This is a genomic window from Cellulosimicrobium cellulans (genome assembly GCF_016921195.1).
GTDB classification, from domain to species: domain Bacteria; phylum Actinomycetota; class Actinomycetes; order Actinomycetales; family Cellulomonadaceae; genus Cellulosimicrobium; species Cellulosimicrobium cellulans_F.
Genome location: NZ_JAFGYF010000007.1, coordinates 182,791 through 205,944 on the forward strand (window position 1 = coordinate 182,791; position 23,154 = coordinate 205,944).

Here is a 23,154-nt window from a genome sequence, read left to right on the forward strand (position 1 = left end):
CCCGGGCGCGTGGGCGGGGCGACTTAGGATCGGTGCATGCCGACCGCCACAGAGGACTTCGTCCACCTCCACGTCCACACCGAGTACTCGATGCTGGACGGCGCGGCGCGGATCGGGGACCTGTTCGACGAGGTCGAGCGCCTCGGGCAGAAGGCGATCGCGACGACGGACCACGGGTACGTGTTCGGGGCGTTCGAGTTCTGGTCGCGCGCGCAGTCGAAGGGCATCAAGCCGATCATCGGCGTCGAGGCGTACATCACGCCGGGGACGAGCCGGTTCGACCAGACGCGCGTGCGGTTCGGGCAGCAGGGGCAGGAGTCCGACGACGTCTCCGCGCGCGGTGCCTACACCCACATGACGCTCCTCGCCAAGGACAACGAAGGGCTGCACAACCTGTTCCGCGCGTCCTCGCTGGCGTCGCTGGAGGGGCAGATGGGCAAGTGGCCCCGCATGGACCGCGAACTGCTCCAGACCTACGGCAAGGGCATGATCGCGACGAGCGGCTGCCCGTCGGGGGAGATCCAGACGCGCCTGCGGCTCGGCCAGTGGGACGAGGCGGTCCGGACGGCGGGCGAGCTCCAGGACATCTTCGGGCGCGAGAACTTCTACGTCGAGCTCATGGACCACGGTCTCGACATCGAGACCCGGGTGACGCAGGACCTGCTGCGGCTCGCGGAGACGATCGGCGCGCGGCTCGTCGCGACGAACGACCTGCACTACGTGCGCGAGGAGGACGCGCCGAGCCAGGAGGCCCTGCTCGCGATCAACTCCGGCTCGACGCTCGACGACCCGGACCGGTTCAAGTTCGACGGGACCGGCTACTACGTGAAGTCGGCGGCGGAGATGCGGCGCGTCTTCGCGGAGCTGCCCGAGGCGTGCGACAACACGCTGCTCATCGCGGAGCAGTGCGAGGTGTCGTTCGACACGAAGGCGAACTACATGCCGCGGTTCCCCGTCCCGGAGGGCGAGGACGAGACGAGCTGGTTCGTCAAGGAGGTGGAGCGCGGGCTGCACCGCCGGTACCCGAACGGCATCCCCGACGCGGCGCGCAAGCAGGCCCAGTACGAGACCGAGGTCATCATCCAGATGGGCTTCCCGGGGTACTTCCTCGTGGTCGCCGACTTCATCAACTGGGCCAAGGACCAGGGCATCCGCGTCGGGCCCGGCCGTGGTTCGGCCGCGGGTTCCATGGCGTCGTACCTCATGGGCATCACCGAGCTCGACCCGCTGGAGCACGGCCTGATCTTCGAGCGGTTCCTCAACCCCGAGCGCGTGTCGATGCCCGACGTCGACGTCGACTTCGACGAGCGTCGGCGCGGGGAGGTCATCCGGTACGTCACGGAGAAGTACGGCGACGACCGCGTCGCCCAGATCGTCACCTACGGCACCATCAAGGCCAAGCAGGCGCTCAAGGACTCGGCGCGGCTCCTCGGCTTCCCCTTCGCGATGGGGGAGAAGCTCACCAAGGCCATGCCACCGGCCGTCATGGGCAAGGACATCCCGCTCTCGGGGATCTTCGACCCGAAGCACGAGCGGTACTCCGAGGCCGCGGAGTTCCGCCAGCTCCACGACACCGACCCGGAGGCGCAGCGCGTCGTCGAGCTCGCGCGCGGCATCGAGGGCCTGAAGCGGCAGTGGGGCGTGCACGCGGCGGGCGTGATCATGTCGAGCGACCCGCTCATCGACATCATCCCGATCATGCGCCGCCCCCAGGACGGCGCGGTCATCACGCAGTTCGACTACCCGACGTCCGAGGGCCTCGGCCTCATCAAGATGGACTTCCTCGGGCTGCGCAACCTCACGATCCTCGACGACGCGCTCGAGAACATCGAGATGAACGGCAAGGAGCCGATCGAGATCGAGTCGCTCGCGCTCGACGACAAGGCGTCGTACGAGCTGCTCGCGCGCGGTGACACGCTCGGCGTGTTCCAGCTCGACGGCGGCCCCATGCGTGCGCTCCTGCGCCAGATGAAACCGGACAAGTTCGACGACCTCTCGGCCGTCATCGCGCTGTACCGCCCGGGCCCCATGGGCATGAACTCGCACACGAACTACGCGCTGCGCAAGAACGGTCTGCAGAAGATCGAGCCCATCCACCCGGAGCTGGAGGAGCCGCTCGCGGAGATCCTGGACGAGACGTACGGACTCATCGTCTACCAGGAGCAGGTGCAGCGCGCCGCCCAGATCCTCGCGGGGTACTCGCTCGGCCAGGCCGACCTGCTGCGTCGCGCGATGGGCAAGAAGAAGAAGGAGATCCTCGACAAGGAGTTCGTCCCCTTCCAGGCGGGCTGCCGCGAGCGCGGCTACTCCGACGGCGCGATCCAGGCCGTCTGGGACACGCTGGTCCCGTTCGCGGGCTACGCGTTCAACAAGGCGCACTCGGCGGGGTACGGCCTCGTCGCGTACTGGACGGCGTTCCTCAAGGCGAACTACCCGACCGAGTACATGGCGGCGCTCCTGCAGAGCGTGCGGGACGACAAGGACAAGCTCGCCCTGTACCTCAACGAGTGCCGGCGCATGCACATCACGGTGCTCCCGCCCGACGTGAACGACTCGGCGGCCAAGTTCACGGCCGTCGGCAACGACATCCGCTTCGGCCTCACGGGCGTGCGCAACGTCGGCGCGAACGTCGTCGACGCGATCATCCGCACGCGCGAGGAGAAGGGCGCGTTCACGTCGTTCACCGACTTCCTCGACAAGGTGCCGGCCGTCGTCTGCAACAAGCGCACCATCGAGTCGCTCATCAAGGCGGGCGCGTTCGACTCGCTCGGGCACGCGCGCCGCGCGCTGCTCGTCGTGCACGAGCAGGCGGTCGACTCGGTCATCAGCGTCAAGCGCAAGGAGGCGGAGGGCCAGTTCGACCTGTTCGCCGACTTCGCCGGGGGCGACGACGAGGACGGCCTGTCGTTCTCCGTCGACGTGCCGGACCTCCCGGACTGGGACAAGAAGCAGCGGCTCGCCTTCGAGCGCGAGATGCTCGGCCTGTACGTCTCGGACCACCCCCTGTCGGGGCTCGAGCACGTGCTCACGCGGGCAGCCGACACGGGCATCGCGAACCTGCTCGCCGACGAGGGCCGCCCGGACGGGTCGACGGTGGTGATCGCGGGCCTCGTCACCTCGCTCCAGCGCAAGATGAGCAAGAACGGCAACCCCTGGGCGGCGGTGACCATCGAGGACCTCGAGGGCGCCGTGGAGGTCATGTTCTTCGGCGAGACGTACCTCGCCTACTCGACGATCCTCGCCGAGGACCAGGTGGTCGTCCTGCGCGGACGCGTGCGGCGTCGTGACGACACGATGCAGCTCCAGGCCATGGAGGTGTCGCTGCCCGACATCACCGTGGGCGCCGAGTCGCCGCTCGCCGTGAAGGTCTCGCACACGCGGTGCGTCGAGCCGATCATCCTCCGCCTGCGGGAGGTGCTCGCCACGCACCCCGGGTCGGCGGAGGTGCACGTCCAGGTGCTGGAGCCCGGCAAGACGACGGTCGTGCGCGCGGGCGACGGGCTGCGCGTCGAGAAGTCGCCTGCGCTGTTCGGCGACCTCAAGGCGCTGCTCGGGCCGTCGTGCCTGGTCGGCTGACCCGGAGGGCCGAGGAGTCCGTCGACGTCGCCGCCCGGACGTCGTGGGACGACGCAAGCCGTAGGCTCGACGCCGTGATCCGCCTCAACCCCGAACAGCTCGTCTTCGTCACCGAGCGCCACCTGGCCACGCTCACCACGCTGCGCGCGGACGGCACGCCGCACGTCGTCCCCGTCGCCTTCACGTGGGACCAGGACGCGGGCGTGCTGCGCATCACGACGAACCGCACCTCGGTCAAGGCTCGCAACGCGCGCCTCCCGGGGGCGGACGGTGGGGCGCCGCGGGCCGCGGTGTGCCAGGTCGAGGGCGGTCGGTGGATCACGCTCGAGGGCACGATCGAGGTCGTCGAGGACGCGGCCGAGGTGGCGGACGCCGTCGCACGCTACGGCCGTCGCTACCGGGCGCTCTCGCCCAACCCCGAGCGCGTCGTGCTCCGGCTCACACCCGACAAGGTCATGGCCTCGACCTACATGGCCTGACGCTCGGCTCAGGCGACGGTCGCGCTCTCGGACCCCTGGGGGCGGTCGACCGAGACGACGTCGCCGCGGTGCAGCTGGCGGCCGCGGCGCGTGTCGACCTCGCCGTTGACGCGCACCTCGCCCTCGGTGACGAGCTCGCGCGCCTCGGCGCCGGACTCGGCGAGCCCGGCGAGCTTGAGGAACTGCCCGAGGCGGATGACGTCGTCGGAGATCTCGACCGGGCGGGCGTCGTGAGGGGCGTTCATGCCGCCCATTCTCCCTGCTGGCGCACGACGGGCACGACGCGGCGTGCCGAGACCGGCGCGGCGCGACCGGTGGGCGAAACGCCTCGTCGCGGCGTCGCGCGGGCTCCTAGACTCGACCCATGATCACCCGCATCGACCTTCGAGGACGTTCCCTGTCCGCCCGCGAGCTCGTCGAGACCCTGCCGCGCGCAGAGCTCGGTGTCGAGGACGCGGCGCATCGGGTCGCCCCGATCGTCGAGGCGGTCCGCGCGCGCGGCGCGGACGCGCTGCGCGAGTACGCCGAGCGGTTCGACGGGGTGCGCCCCGAGCACCTGCGCGTGCCCGCCGGCGCGCTCGCCGACGCCCTCGCGCGCCTCGACCCGGACGTCCGGGCGGGCCTCGAGGAGGCCATCCGTCGCGTGCGCCTCGTGCACGCCGCGCAGCGCCCGCAGGACTTCACGGTCGAGGTCGCCCCCGGCGCGCAGGTCCGCCAGCGCTGGGTGCCGGTGCGCCGCGTCGGGCTCTACGCGCCCGGCGGGCTGGCGGTCTACCCGTCGTCGGTGGTGATGAACGTCGTCGCGGCGCAGGAGGCCGGTGTCCGCAGCCTCGCGGTCGCGTCGCCGCCCCAGCAGGAGAACGGCGGCCTGCCGCACCCGACGATCCTCGCGGCGTGCGCGCTGCTCGGGGTCGACGAGGTCTACGCGGTGGGCGGCGCGCAGGCCGTGGCGATGTTCGCGTACGGCGCGGCAGGCAGCGAGCCGCAGGACGGTGACGTGCTCTGCGAGCCGGTCGACGTCGTGACCGGACCGGGGAACGTCTACGTGGCCGCGGCGAAGCGGCTCGTCCGCGGTGTCGTCGGGATCGACGCCGAGGCCGGTCCCACGGAGATCGCGATCCTCGCGGACGGCACCGCCGACCCGGGGCACGTCGCGTCCGACCTCATCAGCCAGGCCGAGCACGACCCGTTGGCGGCGGCCGTCCTCGTCACGCCGTCCGTCGAGCTCGCCGCCGCCGTCGAGGCCCGCCTCGCGGACCTCGTGACGGCCACGAAGCACGCCGCACGCGTCGCCCAGTCGCTGGCCGGTCCGCAGTCCGCGATCGTGCTCGTGGACGACCTCGAGCACGGTCTCCGGGTGGTCGACGCGTACGGCGCGGAGCACCTGGAGATCCAGACCGACGGCGCGGCCGCGCTCGCGGAGCGCGTCACGAGCGCGGGCGCGATCTTCGTCGGGCCGTGGTCGCCCGTCTCCCTCGGCGACTACATGGCCGGGTCCAACCACGTGCTCCCGACCGGCGGCTGCGCGCACTTCTCGAGCGGCCTCGGGGTGCACAGCTATGTCAAGGCGGTCCAGGTGATCGAGTACGACCGCGACGCCCTGGAGGAGCTCGCGGACCGGATCGTCGCGGTCGCCAACGACGAGGACCTCCCCGCCCACGGCGAGGCGGTGCGGGCGCGGTTCCTGTGACGGTCGCGAGCGAGGACCGCGTGCCGGTGCGGCGCGCGGTCCCGCACGACGCCGAGGACCTCGTCGCCCTCCGCGTCCACCTCATGCGGGCGATGGAGGAGGCGGACGCCGAGGACGACGTGTGGCAGCGCCGGGCCGTGGAGTGGTTCGCCCGGATGCTCGGCTCGGACGACGTCGTGGCCTTCGTGGTCGACGGGCCGGACCGCGTCGCGGCGTGCGCGCTCGTCGAGCTGCACCGCTCGGTGCCGTCCGCGCGGAACCCGCACGGCACGACGGCGCACCTGTCGAACGTGTGCACGGTGCCCGGAGCGCGAGGGCAGGGCTACGCGCGCGCGTGCGTCGTCGCGGCCCTCGACTGGGCGCGCGCGAGCGGAGCCGACTCGGTCTCCCTGCACGCCACGGCCGACGGCGAGTCGCTGTACCGAGCGCTCGGCTTCGTGGACGCGACGTACACCGAGCTGCGCCTGCGCTGGTGACGCGGCCGGTCGTGGGACGGGGCCGCGTCAGCGCACCCCGAGCACGAACGGGTGCACCGCCGCGGCACCCGCCTGCCGCAGCAGGCGCGCCGCGACCGTGAGGGTCCAGCCCGACTCGGTGTAGTCGTCGACGAGCAGCACGCGGCGACCGGCCAGCCCGGCCCGTGCGGCGTCCGACAGCTCGAGCTGCAGGCGGCCGGCGACGCCCGCGAGGCGTGTCGCGGAGTTCACGTCGTGCCGCCCCGGCTCCTCGCGCCCCGGGACGGGGCCGACGGCGCCGATGAGGGGCCTGCCGAGGTAGCTCGCGAGCCCGTTCGCGAGGTGGAAGGTCAGGCGCGGGCGCGTCACGGAGCGCACCGCGACGACGCCGTCGACGAGCAGCCGCCGCTCCGTCCCGTCCGCCGCCGCACCGTCCTCGCCCGCGTCCGCGTCGGGCTGCGGGGCGGCCTCGTAGAGCTCCGCCCACTCGTCGAGCACCCGTGCGGCCGCCCGCCGGAGCGCGACGGGAGTGTCGCCGTCGGGAGTCGCGGGGGCGAAGAGCTCGCGCAGCGGGGCTGACCAGCCGAGCCCGTCGAGCCGCGCGACGGCACGTCCGGTCTCCGCGAGCTCGTCGGCGCCGAGACGCCCGCGCAGGTCGAGCCCCAGGCGGTCCATGCCGCTCGGCCACTGGCGGCGCGCGACGACCTCCACCCCGGGGCGGTCCATGTCGGCGCGCGCGGCGGCCACCGCCTCGGCGTCGGGCAGCGCGGGCAGCGTGACGCCGCCGCACGTGTCGCAGCGCCCGCACCGCCACCCGTCCTCGAGCTCCGGGTCGTCGAGCGCGGCGCGCAGGAACGCCATGCGGCACCCGTCCGTGGCCTCGTAGTCGAGCATCGCCTGCTGCTCGGCGGTGCGCGTCGCGTCGACGCGCTCGTAGCGCTCCGTGTCGTACGTCCACGGCTCGCCCGTGGCCTCCCATCCGCCCTTGACCCGACGGACCGCGCCGTCTACGTCGAGCACCTTGAGCATGCCCTCGAGGCGCGACCGCTTGAGGTCCACCTGCGTCTCGAGCTGTGCGACGGACTGCGTCCCGCCCGCGCTCAGCGCGTCGAGCGTCGCGCGGACCTGGGCCTGGGGCGGGAACGCGGTCGACGCGAACCACTCCCAGATGCGCCGGTCCTCCTCGCCGGGCAGCAGCACGACGACGGCGGAGTCCACGCCGCGGCCCGCGCGCCCGACCTGCTGGTAGTACGCGATGGGGGAGCTCGGCGCGCCGAGGTGCACGACGAACGCGAGGTCGGGCTTGTCGAAGCCCATCCCGAGCGCCGAGGTCGCCACGAGCGCCTTGACCCGGTTCTCCTTGAGGTCCTCCTCGAGGCGCTCGCGCTCGGCCGGGTCCGTCTGGCCCGTGTACGACGCGACGGCGAGGCCGGCGGCGCGGAGCTGGCTCGCGACCTGCTCGGCCGCGGAGACGGTGAGGCAGTAGACGATGCCGGAGCCGTCGACGTCCTGGAGCGCCTCGACGAGCCACGCGACGCGCGTCGGCTGGTCGGGCAGGCGCAGGACGGCGAGGTGGAGCGACTCTCGGTCGAGCCCGCCGCGCAGCACGAGCACGTCCTCGTGCCCGGCCTCGCGCCCGGTGCCGCCGGCTGCGTGCGCCGCGGTCACGCCGAGCTGCTCCGCGACGTCCGCGGTCACGCGCGCGTTCGCCGTCGCGGTCGTCGCGAGCACGGGGATGCCGGGCGGCAGGTCGGCGAGCAACGTGCGGATGCGCCGGTAGTCGGGGCGGAAGTCGTGGCCCCAGTCCGAGATGCAGTGCGCCTCGTCGATGACGACGAGGCCGGCGTCGGCCGCGAGCCGGGGGAGCACCTCGTCGCGGAAGCCCGGGTTGTTGAGGCGCTCCGGCGAGCAGAGCAGCACGTCGACCTCGCCGGCCGCGATCGCCCGGTGGACGTCGTCCCACTCCGTGACGTTGGCCGAGTTGATGGTGACGGCCTTGATGCCCGCCCGGGCCGCGGCCGAGATCTGGTCGCGCATGAGCGCGAGGAGCGGGGAGACGATGACGGTGGGCCCCGCGCCGCGGTCGCGCAGCAGGCGCGTGGCCACGAAGTACACCGCGGACTTGCCCCACCCGGTGCGCTGCACGACGAGGGCGCGGCGCCGGAACGCCACGAGCGCCTCGATCGCGCGCCACTGGTCCTCGCGCAGCGCCGCGTCGTCGCGACCGACGAGCGCGCGCAGCGCGGACTCGGCGTCCTCGCGCAGCGACTGGCCGTCGAGCAGGCCGCGCAGCATGGCGAGCTTGGCCCGCTTGGCGGCCTCCCCGCCGTCGGGCACCGGGGCGGGAGCGCCACCGTCGAACGGCGTGGCGGCGCGCGGCCCGGCGACCGCGGGCTGCTCCGCGTCTGGCCCGCTCTCCGACGGAGCGGCCCCGGCCCACGGGTCGCCGGACGGGTCGGCGGGCTCGTCGAGCGGCGGCTCGTCGGCCGGGTCGAAGGGCAGGTCGGCGTACGGGTCGGTGGGGCTCACCCGCACGATCGTAGGGGCACCCGCCGACCCTCGGGTCGTCGTGCACAGGCAGTGGCCCGCGAACCCCGGGGACGGGGTCGCGGGCCGCGAGAGGCGAGGCGCAGGGCGTCAGGAGCGCATGTCCATGACCACGCGCCCGTCGATCCTGCCCTCCTCCATCTCCGAGAAGATCGCGTTGATGTCGGCGAGCGGGCGCACCGTGTACGTCGGGCTGATCTTCCCGCGGGCGAAGAAGTCGAGCGCCTCCGCCATGTCCTTGCGCGTCCCGACGATCGACCCGCGCACGGTCAGCCCGAACAGCACGGTCGTGAAGATGTCGAGCGGGAACTTCTCCGGCGGCAGCCCGACGAGCGAGACCGTGCCGCCACGGCGCAGCGCGCCCACGGCCTGCGGGAACGCGTGCGCGTTGACGGCGGTGACGAGCGCGCCGTGGACGCCGCCGCCCGTCTGCTCCTGGATCTCGGCCGCGGCGTCGGGCGACGTGGCCGCGTCGACCGTGACCTCCGCGCCGTGCTTGCGCGCGAGCGCGAGCTTCTCCTCGTCCACGTCCACCGCGGCGACGCGGCGGCCCATCGCGACCGCGTACTGCACCGCGATGTGCCCGAGCCCGCCGATCCCGGAGACCAGCACCCACTCACCGGGCTGCGTGTCCGTGACCTTGAGCCCCTTGTAGACGGTGACGCCGGCGCACAGGATCGGGCCGACGGCGGAGAGGTCGACGCCGTCCGGGACCACCGGGCAGTAGCGCGAGTCGACGAGCATGTACTGGCCGAACGAGCCGTCGACCGAGTAGCCGCCGTTCTTCTGGTTCGGGCACAGGGTCTCCCACCCCGTCTCGCAGTACTCGCACTCGCCGCACGCGCTCCACAGCCACGCGTTCCCGACCGTGTCGCCGACCTGGACGCGCGTCACCTGGTCGCCGACCGCGACGACCGTGCCGACGCCCTCGTGGCCGGGCACGAACGGCGGTGCGGGCTTGACCGGCCAGTCGCCGTGCGCGGCGTGCAGGTCCGTGTGGCACACGCCGGTGTAGTCGACCTTGACCAGGGCCTCGTGCGGCCCGGGCGACGGGACCTCGATCTCGTCGACGACCAGGGGCTCGGTGAACGAGCGGACGACGGCGGCACGCATGGTGGGCATGACGATCACCTCGGTTCTCGGGGAGAGTGGCGGCCGGACCGTGCCGGCGGTCCTGCCTCGTCATCGACGCTACGCGCGCGGGCGCCGGCCGTCGTGGCGGACGGCGCGACGCGCGACTCACGACCGTGCGGCTCGTGACCTTCGCCCCTCCGCGACGGGGGCGAGCGTCCCGGGAGATCCGATGCCCGGGCGCCGGGCGGGCGTGACGCACGTCCGGCGTGCCCGCGTGCCGGACGTCACGGACGCCGGGGCGCTCGCGGTTCGTAGACTGTCCGGGTGACCCCACCCTCCGTCGCGGGACGGCCCCTGCTCCCGCTGCGCCCCGAGCTCGCCGGCGTCGAGCCCTACGGCGCGCCCCAGCTCGACGTCCCGGTCCTGCTCAACGTCAACGAGAACCCGCACGCGCCGAGCGAGGCCGTCGTCGCGACGATCGCGCACGCGGTCCGCGACGCCGCGGCGGGCCTCAACCGCTACCCCGACCGCGACTTCCTCGGGCTGCGCGCCGACCTCGCGGCCTACCTCGGCACGGAGTCCGGCGTCGCGCTCGAGCGCGAGCAGCTCTGGGCCGCCAACGGGTCGAACGAGATCATGCTCCACGTGCTCCAGGCGTTCGGTGGTCCGGGACGCACCGCGGTCTCCTTCGCCCCGACGTACTCGATGTACCCGGAGTACGCGCGCGACACCCACACGGCGTGGGTCGTCGGACGCCGCGCCGAGGACTTCACGCTCGACCCCGACCACGCGCGCGAGGTGGTCGAGCGCGAGCAGCCGTCCGTCGTCCTGCTCGCGAGCCCCAACAACCCGACCGGCACCGCGCTGCCCGCGGCGACCGTCGAGGCGGTGTGCGAGGCGGCGCTCGCGGTCCGCGTCCCGCTGCCCGACGGGCAGCAGGCGCCGGCCGTCGTCGTCGTCGACGAGGCGTACGGCGAGTTCCGCCGCGCCGGCACGCCCTCAGCGCTCGAGCTGCTCGACCGGTACCCGAACCTCGCGGTGACGCGCACGATGTCCAAGGCGTTCGCGCTCGCGGGCGCCCGGGTGGGCTACCTCGCGGCGTCGCGAGAGCTCGTCGACGCGCTGCGGGTCGTGCGCCTCCCGTACCACCTGTCGGCCGTGACCCAGGCGGTCGCGCGCGCGGCTCTCGCGCACTCCGGGGAGCTGCTCGCGCAGGTCTGCGAGCTGCGCGAGCGCCGCGACGAGACCGTCGCGTGGCTGCGCTCGCTCCGGCACCCGGACGGTCGCCCGCTCGACGTCGCCGACTCGGACGCCAACTTCGTCCTGTTCGGCACGTTCGCCGACCGGCACGCGGTCTGGGCGGCGTTGTTGGAGCGGGGTGTGCTCATCCGGGAGACTGGTCCCGACGGCTGGCTGCGGGTGTCGATCGGCACCGGCGAGGAGATGCGGGCCTTCCGACAGGCCCTCGTGGAGGTGGCAGGACTGTGAAGCGCACCGCGCGCATCGAGCGCGCGACGTCCGAGTCGAGCGTGCTCGTCGAGCTCGACCTCGACGGCACGGGGCGGACGGAGATCTCGACGACCGTCCCGTTCTACGACCACATGCTCACGGCTCTGGGCAAGCACTCGCTCATCGACCTCAAGGTCGTCGCGACGGGCGACACGCACATCGACGCGCACCACACGGTCGAGGACGTCGCGATCACGATCGGCGAGGCGCTGCGTGCCGCGCTCGGCGACAAGGTGGGCATCGGGCGCTTCGGGGACGCCACCGTGCCGCTCGACGAGGCGCTCGCCCTCGCCGTCGTGGACGTGTCCGGGCGCCCGTACCTGGTGCACTCGGGTGAGCCGGAGGGACAGGAGTACCACCTCATCGGCGGGCACTTCACGGGGTCCCTCACGCGGCACGTGCTCGAGTCGATCGCGCACCACGCGGGCATCTGCATCCACGTGCGCGTCCTCGCTGGCCGCGACCCGCACCACATCGTCGAGGCGCAGTTCAAGGCCCTCGCCCGCGCGCTGCGCGCCGCGGTGGCGCCCGACCCGCGCGTCGAGGGCGTCCCGTCCACGAAGGGGGCCCTGTGAGCACGCACGACGACGACGCGCTGGACGGCGTGGAGATCCCGGACGACCTCTCGTCCCTGACAGGTCCTGCGGCGCCCGACCTCGTCGCGCTCATCACCCAGATCGCCGGGGCCGAACCGCTCGCGGCGGCGTGCTCGCTCGCGCAGATCGAGGCGGACGTCGTCGCCACGGACGTGGGCGCCGTCGCGGTGCTGCGCGACACGGCCGGCGACGCGCCCGCGCACGCCGCCGCCGCGCTCACGACCCTCGTCAAGGGCGTCCCGCTCGTGCTCGTGACGCGCAGCGGCGAGCAGCTCACCATGACGCGCTGGGCCGACGGCGCCCCGGGCGACCAGCTCGCGCCGGGCCTCGTGCTCGGGGGCGCCCCGGAGGCTCTCGAGGACCTGCTCGTCGGCGTGACGACGGTCGCGGACCTGGAGGGCGTCGTCGCGAGCTCGTCCATCTCGCGCTGGAAGGCGATGCGGCTGCTCACGTCCGCCGCGCGCCGCGCGCGGAAGGAGGGTGCATGAGCGAGCCGGGAATCGGCGGTCCGTCGGGCGTGCGCCGCCCGTCCGTCGTCGTGCTCGACTACGGGTTCGGCAATGTCCGCTCGGCCGTGCGCGCGCTCGAGCGCGTCGGCGCGGACGTCGAGCTCACCGCGGACCGCGCGCGCGCCCAGGACGCGGACGGCCTCGTCGTGCCGGGCGTCGGCGCGTTCGCCGCGGTCATGGCGGGTCTGCGCGGCGTCCGCGGCGACGAGCTCGTCGGACGCCGCCTCGCCGGCGGTCGGCCCGTCCTCGGCATCTGCGTGGGCATGCAGGTCATGTTCGAGCAGGGCGACGAGCACGGCACCCTGACCGACGGGCTGGGGGAGTGGGCCGGCCTCGTCGACCGGCTCGAGGCGGACGTGGTGCCCCACATGGGCTGGGACACGGTCGACGTCCCCGAGGGCAGCGTCCTGTTCCGCGGCGTCGAGGACGAGCGCTTCTACTTCGTCCACTCGTACGCCGCCCGGTCCTTCACGACGGGTCAGGACCTGCCCGCCGACTCGCCGATCCGGCGTCCGCTCGTCACGTGGTCCGACCACGGCGGCCGGTTCGTCGCGGCCGTCGAGAACGGGCCGCTGTCCGCGACGCAGTTCCACCCCGAGAAGTCCGGGGACGCGGGCGCGACACTGCTCGAGAACTGGGTCCGCTCGCTCTGACCGTCCTCTCGCCGGGCGCCCCCCGGCACGCACCGCACGGCGCACGCGACGCGCCACCGCCTACACCGATGGAGAACCCCGTGACCGACCGCCTCGTGCTGCTCCCCGCCGTCGACGTCGCCGACGGCCAGGCCGTCCGCCTCGTCCAGGGCGAGGCCGGCTCCGAGACCTCGTACGGCGACCCGCTCGCCGCCGCGCTCGACTGGCAGTCGGGCGGTGCCGAGTGGATCCACCTCGTGGACCTCGACGCCGCGTTCGGTCGCGGCACCAACGCGGAGCTGCTCGCCGACGTCGTCGCGCGGCTCGACGTCCAGGTCGAGCTCTCGGGCGGCATCCGCGACGACGCGTCGCTCGAGCGCGCGCTCGCGACCGGCGCCCGCCGCGTCAACCTCGGCACCGCGGCGCTCGAGAACCCCGAGTGGACGGCGAAGGTCATCGCGGAGCACGGCGACGCGATCGCCGTCGGCCTCGACGTGCGCGGCACCACGCTCGCCGCGCGCGGGTGGACGCAGGAGGGCGGCGACCTGTGGGAGGTCCTCGACCGGCTCGAGGCCGCCGGGTGCGCGCGCTACGTCGTGACCGACGTGACCAAGGACGGGACGCTGCGCGGCCCGAACCTCGACCTCCTGCGTGACGTCGCGGCGCGCACGGACGCGCCGGTCGTGGCGTCGGGCGGGATCTCGAGCCTCGAGGACCTCGAGGCGCTGCGCTCGCTCGTCCCGGCGGGGGTCGAGGGCGCGATCGTGGGCAAGGCGCTCTACGCGGGCGCGTTCACGCTGCCCCAGGCGCTCGACGTCGCGGGCCGGCCGTGACGGTGGGCCCGGACTCCCCGGGGAAGGCGCTCCCGCCGTCGTCCGGGTTCGCGGGCGACGACGGGTCGGCCGACCCGGCGCTCGCCGCGCTGCTCGACGCCTACGCCGCGGGTTCGGCGTCCCTCGCGGACGTGGTCGCGCGGCTCGGCGAGACGCGCGTCCTCGTCCCGATCCTTGCCGAGCTCGAGAGCGCGGGCGAGGGCGAGCACGGGCACGCGGTGGACAAGGAGGCCTCGGCCGGGGTCGTCGCGATCGAGGCGCCGGACGGGCGCCGCGCACTCCCGGTGTTCACGTCCGTCGCGGCGATGTCCGCATGGCGTGCGAGCGCGCGCCCCGTGCCCGTCGACGCGCGTCGCGCGGCGCTGTCCGCCGTGAGCGAGGACTGGTCGCTGCTCGTCCTCGACCCGGGCGGACCCGTGACGGTGCTCGTGCCGCGCCCGGCCGTGTGGGCGCTCGCGCAGGGCAAGGACTGGTCGCCCGCGGTCGTCGACGGAGCCGTCGTCCCCGAGGTGGTCGCCGCGGTCCAGGGCGCCCTCGCGGGGGTCCCGCACGTCGCGCGGGTCTGGGCAGAACCGGGACGGCGCGCCGAGGTGGCCGTCGTGCTGCGCATCGACGCCGGGCTGGACCGGAGGGGCCTCGACGCCGTGCTCGGTCAGGTCAACGGCGCGCTCGCGACGGACGCCGTCGTGTCGGAGCGCATCGACGGGCTCGAGCTGCGCGTCGGTCGCGCCGACTGACCAGCCGCGTCGCGCGGTCGCGCCGCGCGGCTCAGCGACGGCGCAGGCGGCTCAGTCCCCAGGCGAGGGCCACGGAGAACGCGACGACCGCGCCGAGCGCCTGCCCACCGAGGATCACGCGGTTGAGGTCGAGCGCGGGCTGCCAGCGCACGCCTGCGTCGTCGACGACGTAGACGCCCCTCGCGACGACCCGGACGCCGAAGCCGCCCCCGCCGCCGGAGCCCTCGCCGCCGGCCTCGCCGCCGGCGTTGCCGGAACCCGGGTCGGACGACCCGCCCGCGTCGGGCGTCGTCGACGCAGGCTCGGTCTCCCGGGCGGGGGCCGCGGACGCCCCGGCACGGCGGCGCCAGTCGGCGGCCCCCTTGCCGGAGAGCTCACCCGCGCCGGAACCCCAGCCGGAGCCGGTGCCGCCCCAGACGGTCGCGACCGGGATGACGAGCGTGCCGTCGCGCTCGTAGGACTCCCCGAAGACGCGACGCACCGTGAGCGTGTCGCGCGCTGCGTGGGTGATGTGCGCCGGGTCGACGGGGGGCGTGTCCGAGCTCGCGTGTGTGCTCATGGCAGGAGGGTAGACCCGGGGCCGAGGGTGTGCGCGGGGGCGCCTCGGCGAGTCGCGCCGGCCCCGCGACCTGCCGAGACGGGACCGGTCAGGCGTCGCACTCCGGGAGAGCGGTGAACGCGGACTCGTCGCCGAGCAACGTCTGGAGCGTGCTCACCGGGACGAGGAGCGACTTGTCGGTCGAGGTCTTCGCGTAGACGACGCCGATCACCTCGCCGGCGTCGTTGAGCGCGGCGGAGCCCGAGCTTCCCGGCTCGACCGGCGCGTCGGTGACCAGCACCTCGCCGAGGTTCTCGTGGAGCGGGTCCGTCGTCGTCCCGATGACCGAGCCCTGCGTCACCGTGAGCCGTCCGCCCTCGGGGTAGCCCACGACGGTGACCGGGTCGCCCGGTGCCGGGTCGGCGGCCGCGAGCGTCGGGGCCGACGGGAGGTCCTCCGCCGTCCGGACGATCGCGAGGTCCGCGAGGCCGGCCACGCTCGCGGTCTGCGCGGCGATGTCGCGACCGTCGTACGTGAGGAGCTGCAGCGACCGTGACGAGTCGACCACGTGCTTGTTGGTGATGAGGGTCCGCGAGTCGACCGCGAAGCCGGAGCCGGTCGACAGGCCGTCGCAGCGTACGTTGCGGATGCGCACGGCCATGCGGCGCACGGCGTCGAAGCCGTCGGGCGAGAGGTTCTCCGACCCCGCGGGGTCGTCGGGGGCGACCAGCGACGGCACGACCGAGCTCGGCACGGGCTCGGGAAGCTCCGGGAGGACACCGCACGCCGCGACCGGGCCGGCGAGCAGCGCCACGGAGACGAACGACGCGAGGGCGCGCCTCGCGACGCTCCCGGCGGCCGGCCCGGGTCGGTGCCGCGTCATCCGGCGAGCTCCTGCTGGAGCTGCGCGTTCGCGTCCGTGGCCTCCTGGCACAGCAGGTCGACCTGGTCGGCGAAGCGCTCCAGGTCGGCGGGGTCGTAGGCGTCCCGGTTGTTGAGGTAGCCGATGAGCTGGGTCTGGGCCGTCGTGCACTGGCCGAGCGCGGCGGCGACCTTGCCCGCGGCCTCGGACACCCGGCTCTGGTAGTCGAGGTACTGCTGGGACGCCTCGTTCTCGTCGCCGAGCTGCGCCTTCTCGTTGGCGAGGTCGGTGATGCGGTCCTGCGCCGCGGTGAGCTGGGTGCGCGCGGACTCGAGCTCCGCGTTCGCGCCGTCGAGCTCGGTCTGGAGCCGGGCCACGTCCTCGCCCAGGCCGCGGGCCTCGCGCTCCCAGTCGGCGCTCGTCTCCTGCCACCGGGTCGTGGTGACCCACAGGTAGGCCCCGACGCCCAGCGCAGCAGCGAGGAGCAGCGACAGCACGAGGATCGCGATCACGGCCCCACGACGGCGGCGCGGGCGGCTCGACCCGTCACCGACGTCGGTGGTGGTCGGGACGGCGCCCGGTGGGACGGCGCCAGACGGGACGGTGCTCGCGGTGACCGTGCCGGGCGTCGTGCTCGGGACGGTGCGGCGCGGCCCGGCGGACGCAGGGGCGAACGACGGCGGGCTCGGCGGCGGCTCGTGCGGCCCGCCGTGCGGCGGGGGGACCGGAGGGGTGCTCAACTCACGGCGCCCGTGTACTTCTCGCCCGGGCCCTCGCCCGGGGCGTCGGGGTAGACCGACGCCTCGCGGAACGCGAGCTGGAGCGAGCGCAGGCCGTCGCGGAGCGAGCGGGCGTGCTGGTTGCCGATGTCGGGGGCGCTCGCGGTGACGAGGGCGGCGAGCGCGTTGATGAGCTTGCGCGCCTCGTCGAGGTCGAGGTGCCCCTGCTCCTGCGCGTCCTCCGCGAGGCCGCACTTGACGGCCGCGGCGCTCATGAGGTGGACGGCCGCGGACGTGATGACCTCCACGGCGGCGACGTCGGCGATGTCGCGCACGGCGTCGGCGGCGGGGTCGGGCACGGCGGCGTTCTCGGTACTCATGGCGACCATCTTTCCATCCGGAGGCGGGGGAGCACGCCCCCGTCCGGGCGGGCCGGGACGGCTCCCGTCGCGACCCGGAGGACGACGTCGGCCGCCGCCCCCGGAGCGGGGCGACGGCCGGCGTCGTGCGACCGCGCCGGGCGACCTCCCGGAGGTCAGACGCGGACGGGCTCCGCGGCGGTGCCGGGCTGGCCGCCCTCCAGCGGTGCGCCTGCGGCGTCCAGCGCCGCGCGCAGCGCACGACCCAGGCCCGCGTCGACGTACGTCCAGTACTGGATGGCGCGCTCGCGGATGTCCTCGCTGCGCACGGCACCGACGTGTCCGGTGATCGTCTCGAGGAAGCGCTCGCGCGCCGCGTCGTCGAAGACCTCGCGGTACAGCGTGCCCGCCTGGCCGAAGTCGTCGTCCTCGGGGTGCAGCGTGGCGGCGGTGCGCGTCAGCTCGCCGTCGGACTCCCAGCCGGCGGACTCCGCCGCCCGCGCCGGGTCGGCGTGCGCGCCGCCCCGGCTGTTGGGCGCGTAGACCGGCGTCGTCGCGGAGGAGAAGGAGTAGCGCATGGCGCCGTCCTTGGCGTACGAGTGGCCGCCCTCGCTCGCCGCGTGCGGCGCGTTCACGGGGAGCTGCGCGTGGTTCGTGCCCACGCGGTACCGGTGCGCGTCGGCGTAGGAGAAGATGCGCGCGAGCAGCATCTTGTCGGGGCTCGTCGCGATGCCGGGCACGAAGTTGCTCGGCGCGAACGTCGCCTGCTCGATCTGCGCGAAGTAGTTCTCCGGGTTGCGGTTGAGCTCCATCACGCCCACCTCGACCAGCGGGTAGTCGGCGTGCGGCCACACCTTCGTGAGGTCGAACGGGTTGAACCGGTACGTCTTGGCGTCCTCGTACGGCATGACCTGGACCGAGAGCGTCCAGCGCGGGAAGTCGCCCGACTCGATGTGCTCGTACAGGTCGCGGATGTGGTGGTCGGAGTCCGACCCGGCGAGCTGCGACGCCTCGTCGGCCGTGAGGTTCTGGATGCCCTGCTGGGTCTTGAAGTGGTACTTGACCCAGAAGCGCTCGCCCGCCGCGTTGATCCACTGGTAGGTGTGCGAGCCGAACCCGTCCATGTGGCGCCAGCTCGACGGGAGGCCGCGGTCGCCCATGAGCCAGGTCACCTGGTGCGCCGACTCGGGGGACAGGGTCCAGAAGTCCCACTGCATGTCGTTGTCGCGCAGGTTCGAGCCGGGCAGACGCTTCTGCGAGCGGATGAAGTCGGGGAACTTGATGCCGTCGCGCAGGAAGAACACGGGCGTGTTGTTGCCGACGAGGTCGTAGTTGCCCTCGGTCGTGTAGAACTTCAGCGCGAACCCGCGGGGGTCGCGCCACGTGTCGGGGGAGCCCTGCTCGCCGGCGACGGAGGAGAAGCGCGCGAGCATCTCGGTCGTCGTGCCGGGCTGGAACAGGGCCGCGCGCGTGAAGGCGCTCACGTCGTTCGTCACGGTGAACGTCCCGAACGCCCCGCCGCCCTTCGCGTGCACGACGCGCTCGGGCACGCGCTCGCGGTTGAACTGGGCGAGCTTCTCGACGAGGTAGTGGTCGTGCAGGACGATCGGGCCGTCGGCGCCGACGGTCTGGGCGTGGGCGTCCGAGGCGACGGGCGCGCCGGCGTTGGTGGTGGTGAAGGGGGCGGTCATGGGTCTCCTTCCGTGGGCCGCGGTCGCGGCCCGACTGGCGTTCTCAAACAGGGAGCTTCGTGAGGAAACGGGCGCTCCGCAGGTGCGACGAGCCCCGGGGCGGTCCGTGGGCGGTCAGTCGGCGCAGTCGGGGCACAGGCCCCAGAACGTGACCTCGGCGGTGTCGATGCGGAACCCCGACGTGCTGCTGGGGGTGAGGCAGGGGGCGTGGCCGACGGTGCAGTCGACGTCGGCGACGGCGCCGCAGCCCCGGCACACCACGTGGTGGTGGTTGTCGCCGAGCCGGCGCTCGTACCGCGCGGGGTGGCCCGCGGGCTCGATCCGGCGGACGAGACCCTTGTCGGTGAGCGTGTGCAGGACGTCGTAGACGGCCTGGACGGACACGGACCCGAGCGCCGTGCGCGCGGCGCGCAGGACGTCGTCGGCGTCGGCGTGCTGCTGGACCTCGACGGCGTCGAGCACGGCGAGGCGCGCGGCGGTGACGCGCAGGCCGTGGTCGCGCAGCTCGGTCTCGTGCCGGGCGCGACGGAGACCGTCCTCGAGGGCGGTCCCCGCGCCGGGCGTCGCTCCAGTGGTCATGCCACCACTCTAACCACGTAAACTGGAAGAGTTCCAATGATGGAGGCGGTCCGGACTTCGCGACCGGCGTCGGGTGCGAGAGCCCCGTGGTTCTCTGCTATCCTTGATGGCTGACCGACTCGTGCGCGTCTCCTCGTCCGGTTCCGGGCGGTGGGAGGGGTGCGAGTGCGCAAGTGGAGCTCATCCCACCCGGGTCTCGACCGCCGACGGACGTCGCGACAGAGGCCGGGTCCTGGTCCGGTGCGAGGCCCTTCGGGGTCCCGTCCCGCCGTGGTCGTCGCCGTGGAGCGACGTCCGGACCTGATGGCCTCCGCCCTGCGCTCAGGGACGGAGGCCTTCTTCGTCCCGGGTGGTCTACCGACGACTTCCTAGGAGCATCACATCAGCGAGCCTCGCATCAACGATCGGATCCGCGTCCCCGAGGTCCGACTCATCGGTCCCGGCGGGGAGCAGGTCGGCGTCGTCCGCACCGAGGTTGCCCTGAGCCTTGCCCAGGACGCGGACCTCGACCTCGTCGAGGTCGCCCCGGACGCCCGGCCTCCCGTCGCCAAGCTCATGGACTTCGGCAAGTTCAAGTACGAGTCCGACATGAAGGCGCGTGAGGCGCGGCGCAACCAGGCGAACACGGTCCTCAAGGAGATCCGCTTCCGCCTGAAGATCGACCCGCACGACTACGGCACCAAGAAGGGCCACGTCGAGCGCTTCCTCGCCGCGGGCGACAAGGTCAAGGTCATGATCATGTTCCGTGGGCGCGAGCAGTCCCGTCCTGAGATGGGCGTGCGTCTGCTCCAGCGCCTCGCGGACGACGTCGCGGAGCTCGGCTTCGTGGAGTCGATGCCGAAGCAGGACGGCCGCAACATGACCATGGTGCTCGGCCCGGTGAAGAAGAAGGCCGACGCCAAGAGCGAGCAGCGCAAGCGGGCGCAGGAGGCCGAGCCCCGGCTGACCAAGTCCGCCCAGCGCGCCGCGGCCCGCACGGTCGACGGCCCGGAGGGCGAGGACGTCGACGTGCCCGAGGGTGCCGAGGCGACCCCCGCCCCCGCCGAGGCGGCTGCGCCCGTCGAGGTGCCCGCGGAGGCCCCGGTCGAGGCGGCGCCGCAGGCCGCACCCGCGCCGAAGGCCGCCGCGCCGCGTCCGGCCGCGGCGCCGCGACCCGCGGCCCGACCGGCCGCGGACTCGAAGCCCGCCGCGCCGCGTCCGGCCGCGCCTCGTCCGGCACCGGCGACCCCGTCCGCCCCGGCGACCCCGTCCGCCCCGGCGGCCGGCGGCGCCAAGCCGGCGGCCCCCAAGCCCGCCGCGCCCAAGCCGAGCGCCCCGCGCCCGGCGCCCAAGCCGGCGCCGCGAGGCAAGGCCGGCTGACTGGCCGGCAGCACGGACCGACCCTGCTCGGGGTCCGGGCCCACCGGCCAGGACCCGAACACGTCGGCCGCCGCGAGGCGGCTGACCGGACACAAGGAGAGACGGCAGTCATGCCGAAGAACAAGACGCACTCGGGTGCCAAGAAGCGCTTCCGCATCACGGGTACCGGGAAGGTCATGCGCGAGCAGGCCAACGCTCGACACCTGCTCGAGCACAAGGCCACCAAGCGCAAGCGCCGCCTCGCCCAGGACCAGGTGGTCTCGCCCGCCGACGTCAAGACCATCAAGAAGCTGCTCGGCAAGTGATCCGGCAGGTGGCGGTACCCGCCACCGACCGGCTCACCCCTGAGCCCCGAACTGCAAGGAGCATCACGTGGCACGCGTGAAGCGGGCGGTCAACGCCCAGAAGAAGCGTCGTACGACCCTCGAGCGCGCCAGCGGCTACCGCGGCCAGCGCTCGCGCCTCTACCGCAAGGCGAAGGAGCAGGTCACCCACTCCCTCGTCTACTCGTACCGCGACCGCAAGGCGCGCAAGGGCGACTTCCGCAAGCTGTGGATCCAGCGCATCAACGCGGCGTCCCGCGCGCAGGGCCTGACGTACAACCGCCTCATCCAGGGCCTCAAGGCCGCGGGTGTCGAGGTCGACCGTCGCCTGCTCGCCGAGCTCGCGGTCAACGACGTGGCCGCGTTCAACGCGCTCGTCCAGGTCGCCAAGGACGCGCTCCCCGAGGACGTCAACGCGCCGAAGGCCGCGGCCTGACCAGCGCCTCGCCCGGCCGCCAGTCGGCCACGGACGCCCGGACGGCGCACGGCCCGCTCGACCCCACGCTGACGAACCCTCGCAGCGACCGGGTCAAGGCGGTCCGTGCGCTGGCCGGGCGTCCGGCGCGTTCCCGGCACGGACAGTTCCTCGTCGAGGGGCCGCAAGGCGTGCGCGAGGCCGTGCGGCACGCCCCCGAGCACGTCCGCGACGTGTACGTGACGCCCGCCTCGGGTGACCGTCATCCCGAGATCGTCGACGACGCCCGCGCCGCGGGCCTGCACGTCCACGTCGCGACGACCGAGGTGCTCACCGCGATGAGCGCCGACGCGCAGGGCGTGCTCGCGGTGGTCCGTGCGCAACAGCCCACGGTCGCGGAGGTCGCCGCCGCGCTCGCCGGTCCCGGCCGGGAGCGGCCGGGCCTCGTCGCGGTGCTGGCGACGGTGCGCGACCCGGGCAACGCCGGGACCGTGATCCGGGCCGCCGACGCAGCCGGGGCGGACGCCGTCGTGCTCGCGGGGGAGAGCGTGGACGTGCACAACCCCAAGGTCGTGCGCTCGACCGCGGGCTCGCTGTTCCACCTGCCGGTCGTCACGGGCGTGAGCCTCGCGGACGTGCTGGCCGCGCTGCGCGACGCCGGGCTCACCGTGCTCGCCGCCGACGGTGCGGGCGGGCTGGACCTCGACGACCTGCTCGACGCGGCCGGCACCGAGGGCGCGGGGAGCGCCGGGGACGGGCAGCAGCGCCGCGTCGACCTCGCGGCCCCGACCGCCTGGGTCTTCGGGAACGAGGCCTGGGGCCTGCCCGCCGAGGACCGGGCGCTCGCCGACGCGGTCGTCCGCGTCCCGATCCGCGGGCTGGCCGAGTCGCTCAACCTCGCGACCGCCGCGACGGTGTGCCTCTACGCATCCAGCCGGGCGCACCGACCCGCCCGGCGTCCGGCCGGGGCCCCGGGGACCGGCGCGTGAGCCTGTTCGCGGCGCTCCGTCCGAGCGCCGCCGCGCTCGACCACCTCGCGCTCGCGCTGGCGAGCGCGCACGCACAGGAGGTGCGTCGGCCCGACGGCGCCCCGCTGGTCCGCTGGACCCCGCCCGAGCTCTGGCATGTGACCGTCTCGTTCTTCGGCTCGGTCCCGGACGGTGCGGTGCCCGATCTCGCCGCCGCGCTGGCCCGGGTCGCGCGCGAGGCCCCGCGGCTGTCGCTGCGCCTGCGCGGCGCCGGCGTCTTCGACCGGCGCGTGCTGTGGGTCGGCGTCGGGGGTCTCGGCGCGGACGCGCTCCCCGGCCTCAGCACCGCCGCGGCCGAGGCGGCCGGCGAGGTCGGCGTCCACGTCGACCGGCGACCGCGGCAGCGTGCCCACCTCACGGTGGCTCGGGCTGGCGCCGGGGCTCGGCAGGCGCGACGTCGCACGCGCTCCGCCGGACGCGGTCCCGGGGCAGGCGTCGCCGACCTCGTCGCCAGCGACCCGCTCGCCGGTCCCGCGGCGGCACTGTCCGTCTACGCGGGCCCCGACTGGACCGCGCACGAGCTCCTGCTGCTCGAGTCCGCGCCTGGCGACCTGCCGGGCGACACGTCGGGCCGGCGCGTCTACCGCACGCTCGAGAGCTTCCCGCTGGCCGGAGCGGCGACGCACGGCTGACGACGACGACGT

The 23,154-nt window shown here is 74.1% G+C and carries 23 protein-coding genes and 1 pseudogene; 15 read left to right on the forward strand and 9 right to left on the reverse strand.

The features are described from left to right. Positions 1-36 precede the first annotated feature (36 nt). Together dnaE and JN535_RS15335 are read left to right on the forward strand one after the other, a co-directional pair. Positions 37-3,576, forward strand: a complete 3,540-nt coding sequence (dnaE, locus tag JN535_RS15330) for a DNA polymerase III subunit alpha (RefSeq protein ID WP_205206440.1) — start codon at positions 37-39, stop codon at positions 3,574-3,576. Between the two features lie 74 nt (positions 3,577-3,650). Continuing rightward, positions 3,651-4,055 (forward strand): pyridoxamine 5'-phosphate oxidase family protein, encoded by a 405-nt coding sequence (locus JN535_RS15335; RefSeq protein WP_205206441.1) that lies wholly within the window; start codon positions 3,651-3,653, stop codon positions 4,053-4,055. A gap of 8 nt (positions 4,056-4,063) precedes the next feature. Here JN535_RS15335 and JN535_RS15340 read toward each other — a convergent pair whose 3' ends face one another. Next, entirely contained in the window at positions 4,064-4,300 is a 237-nt protein-coding gene (locus JN535_RS15340) for an RNA-binding S4 domain-containing protein (protein WP_374100518.1), read from the reverse strand. 119 nt (positions 4,301-4,419) lie between these two features. On the opposite strand from JN535_RS15340, the gene hisD reads away from it, so the two are divergent. Then, on the forward strand, positions 4,420-5,745 hold the full coding sequence (gene hisD / locus JN535_RS15345; RefSeq protein WP_205206443.1) for a histidinol dehydrogenase: 1,326 nt from the start codon (positions 4,420-4,422) through the stop codon (positions 5,743-5,745). Continuing rightward, positions 5,742-6,221 carry a GNAT family N-acetyltransferase gene (locus JN535_RS15350; protein WP_205206444.1) on the forward strand — a complete coding sequence of 160 codons (480 nt, stop codon included), beginning with the start codon at positions 5,742-5,744 and terminating at the stop codon, positions 6,219-6,221. Before hisD ends, JN535_RS15350 begins: the two co-directional genes overlap by 4 nt. Positions 6,222-6,248: 27 nt before the next feature. Here the strand turns inward: JN535_RS15350 and JN535_RS15355 are convergent, their stop codons facing one another. Both JN535_RS15355 and adhP read right to left on the reverse strand, forming a co-directional pair. Then, positions 6,249-8,495 (reverse strand): RecQ family ATP-dependent DNA helicase, encoded by a 2,247-nt coding sequence (locus JN535_RS15355; RefSeq protein ID WP_205206491.1) that lies wholly within the window; start codon positions 8,493-8,495, stop codon positions 6,249-6,251. A gap of 342 nt (positions 8,496-8,837) precedes the next feature. Beyond that, positions 8,838-9,869: an alcohol dehydrogenase AdhP gene (gene adhP, locus JN535_RS15360; RefSeq protein ID WP_205206445.1), complete on the reverse strand. Its 1,032-nt coding sequence runs from the start codon at positions 9,867-9,869 to the stop codon at positions 8,838-8,840. Positions 9,870-10,145: 276 nt separating this feature from the next. Between adhP and JN535_RS15365 the strand changes: the two genes are divergently transcribed. The 6 genes from JN535_RS15365 (at position 10,146) to JN535_RS15390 (ending at position 14,637) form a co-directional block, all read left to right on the forward strand. After that, the gene (locus JN535_RS15365; RefSeq protein ID WP_205206446.1) at positions 10,146-11,309 is read left to right on the forward strand and encodes a histidinol-phosphate transaminase; all 1,164 of its coding nucleotides are present in this window, start codon (positions 10,146-10,148) and stop codon (positions 11,307-11,309) included. Continuing rightward, on the forward strand, positions 11,306-11,905 hold the full coding sequence (gene hisB / locus JN535_RS15370; RefSeq protein WP_205206447.1) for an imidazoleglycerol-phosphate dehydratase HisB: 600 nt from the start codon (positions 11,306-11,308) through the stop codon (positions 11,903-11,905). Before JN535_RS15365 ends, hisB begins: the two co-directional genes overlap by 4 nt. After that, complete coding sequence (locus tag JN535_RS15375) at positions 11,902-12,414, forward strand: hypothetical protein (RefSeq protein WP_205206448.1); 513 nt, start codon at positions 11,902-11,904, stop codon at positions 12,412-12,414. The genes hisB and JN535_RS15375 overlap by 4 nt, the downstream gene beginning before the upstream one ends. Beyond that, positions 12,411-13,088: an imidazole glycerol phosphate synthase subunit HisH gene (gene hisH, locus JN535_RS15380; RefSeq protein WP_205206449.1), complete on the forward strand. Its 678-nt coding sequence runs from the start codon at positions 12,411-12,413 to the stop codon at positions 13,086-13,088. The genes JN535_RS15375 and hisH overlap by 4 nt, the downstream gene beginning before the upstream one ends. An 80-nt stretch (positions 13,089-13,168) precedes the next feature. Next, complete coding sequence (priA, locus tag JN535_RS15385) at positions 13,169-13,900, forward strand: bifunctional 1-(5-phosphoribosyl)-5-((5-phosphoribosylamino)methylideneamino)imidazole-4-carboxamide isomerase/phosphoribosylanthranilate isomerase PriA (RefSeq protein ID WP_374100519.1); 732 nt, start codon at positions 13,169-13,171, stop codon at positions 13,898-13,900. Beyond that, positions 13,897-14,637, forward strand: a complete 741-nt coding sequence (locus JN535_RS15390) for an SseB family protein (RefSeq protein WP_205206451.1) — start codon at positions 13,897-13,899, stop codon at positions 14,635-14,637. The genes priA and JN535_RS15390 overlap by 4 nt, the downstream gene beginning before the upstream one ends. A 31-nt stretch (positions 14,638-14,668) precedes the next feature. Here JN535_RS15390 and JN535_RS15395 read toward each other — a convergent pair whose 3' ends face one another. The 6 genes from JN535_RS15395 to JN535_RS15420 all read right to left on the reverse strand — a co-directional run bounded on the left by JN535_RS15395 (position 14,669) and on the right by JN535_RS15420 (position 19,385). Then, positions 14,669-15,196 carry a hypothetical protein gene (locus tag JN535_RS15395; protein WP_205206496.1) on the reverse strand — a complete coding sequence of 176 codons (528 nt, stop codon included), beginning with the start codon at positions 15,194-15,196 and terminating at the stop codon, positions 14,669-14,671. Between the two features lie 88 nt (positions 15,197-15,284). Further along, positions 15,285-16,058 (reverse strand): S1C family serine protease, encoded by a 774-nt coding sequence (locus JN535_RS15400; RefSeq protein ID WP_205206452.1) that lies wholly within the window; start codon positions 16,056-16,058, stop codon positions 15,285-15,287. Continuing rightward, complete coding sequence (locus JN535_RS15405; RefSeq protein ID WP_240201223.1) at positions 16,055-16,777, reverse strand: hypothetical protein; 723 nt, start codon at positions 16,775-16,777, stop codon at positions 16,055-16,057. The genes JN535_RS15400 and JN535_RS15405 overlap by 4 nt, the downstream gene beginning before the upstream one ends. After that, positions 16,774-17,145, reverse strand: coding sequence for a DUF1844 domain-containing protein (locus tag JN535_RS15410; protein ID WP_371861946.1), 372 nt, complete (start codon positions 17,143-17,145; stop codon positions 16,774-16,776). Before JN535_RS15410 ends, JN535_RS15405 begins: the two co-directional genes overlap by 4 nt. 146 nt (positions 17,146-17,291) lie before the next feature. Next, a complete protein-coding gene (locus JN535_RS15415; RefSeq protein WP_205206453.1) occupies positions 17,292-18,806 on the reverse strand; it encodes a catalase in 1,515 nt (504 codons plus the stop codon). 114 nt (positions 18,807-18,920) lie between these two features. Further along, positions 18,921-19,385, reverse strand: coding sequence for a Fur family transcriptional regulator (locus JN535_RS15420; RefSeq protein WP_205206454.1), 465 nt, complete (start codon positions 19,383-19,385; stop codon positions 18,921-18,923). A 381-nt stretch (positions 19,386-19,766) separates the two neighbouring features. On the opposite strand from JN535_RS15420, the pseudogene infC reads away from it, so the two are divergent. From infC to thpR, 5 genes and pseudogenes are all read left to right on the forward strand, one after another. Beyond that, a pseudogene (infC, locus tag JN535_RS20895) lies at positions 19,767-20,348 on the forward strand (translation initiation factor IF-3); the annotation flags it as partial. A gap of 506 nt (positions 20,349-20,854) precedes the next feature. Then, on the forward strand, positions 20,855-21,049 hold the full coding sequence (gene rpmI, locus JN535_RS15430; RefSeq protein ID WP_047233980.1) for a 50S ribosomal protein L35: 195 nt from the start codon (positions 20,855-20,857) through the stop codon (positions 21,047-21,049). 67 nt (positions 21,050-21,116) lie between these two features. Beyond that, complete coding sequence (rplT, locus tag JN535_RS15435) at positions 21,117-21,503, forward strand: 50S ribosomal protein L20 (protein ID WP_024840664.1); 387 nt, start codon at positions 21,117-21,119, stop codon at positions 21,501-21,503. Positions 21,504-21,571: 68 nt separating this feature from the next. Beyond that, positions 21,572-22,471 carry a TrmH family RNA methyltransferase gene (locus JN535_RS15440; protein WP_205206494.1) on the forward strand — a complete coding sequence of 300 codons (900 nt, stop codon included), beginning with the start codon at positions 21,572-21,574 and terminating at the stop codon, positions 22,469-22,471. Next, positions 22,468-23,142, forward strand: coding sequence for an RNA 2',3'-cyclic phosphodiesterase (thpR, locus tag JN535_RS15445; protein ID WP_205206455.1), 675 nt, complete (start codon positions 22,468-22,470; stop codon positions 23,140-23,142). The genes JN535_RS15440 and thpR overlap by 4 nt, the downstream gene beginning before the upstream one ends. Positions 23,143-23,154 lie beyond the last annotated feature (12 nt).

Bases quoted from the DNA above. Each gene is read 5' to 3' on its own strand.
- dnaE (WP_205206440.1), top strand. From the start codon at position 37: ATGCCGACCGCCACAGAGGACTTCGTCCACCTCCACGTCCACACCGAG.
- hisH (WP_205206449.1), top strand. From the start codon at position 12,411: ATGAGCGAGCCGGGAATCGGCGGTCCGTCGGGCGTGCGCCGCCCGTCC.
- JN535_RS15410 (WP_371861946.1), bottom strand. From the start codon at position 17,145: ATGGTCGCCATGAGTACCGAGAACGCCGCCGTGCCCGACCCCGCCGCC.
- JN535_RS15340 (WP_374100518.1), bottom strand. From the start codon at position 4,300: ATGAACGCCCCTCACGACGCCCGCCCGGTCGAGATCTCCGACGACGTC.
- JN535_RS15400 (WP_205206452.1), bottom strand. From the start codon at position 16,058: ATGACGCGGCACCGACCCGGGCCGGCCGCCGGGAGCGTCGCGAGGCGC.
- JN535_RS15355 (WP_205206491.1), bottom strand. From the start codon at position 8,495: ATGCTGCGCGGCCTGCTCGACGGCCAGTCGCTGCGCGAGGACGCCGAG.
- hisD (WP_205206443.1), top strand. From the start codon at position 4,420: ATGATCACCCGCATCGACCTTCGAGGACGTTCCCTGTCCGCCCGCGAG.
- JN535_RS15420 (WP_205206454.1), bottom strand. From the start codon at position 19,385: ATGACCACTGGAGCGACGCCCGGCGCGGGGACCGCCCTCGAGGACGGT.
- rpmI (WP_047233980.1), top strand. From the start codon at position 20,855: ATGCCGAAGAACAAGACGCACTCGGGTGCCAAGAAGCGCTTCCGCATC.
- adhP (WP_205206445.1), bottom strand. From the start codon at position 9,869: ATGCCCACCATGCGTGCCGCCGTCGTCCGCTCGTTCACCGAGCCCCTG.
- JN535_RS15395 (WP_205206496.1), bottom strand. From the start codon at position 15,196: ATGAGCACACACGCGAGCTCGGACACGCCCCCCGTCGACCCGGCGCAC.
- JN535_RS15415 (WP_205206453.1), bottom strand. From the start codon at position 18,806: ATGACCGCCCCCTTCACCACCACCAACGCCGGCGCGCCCGTCGCCTCG.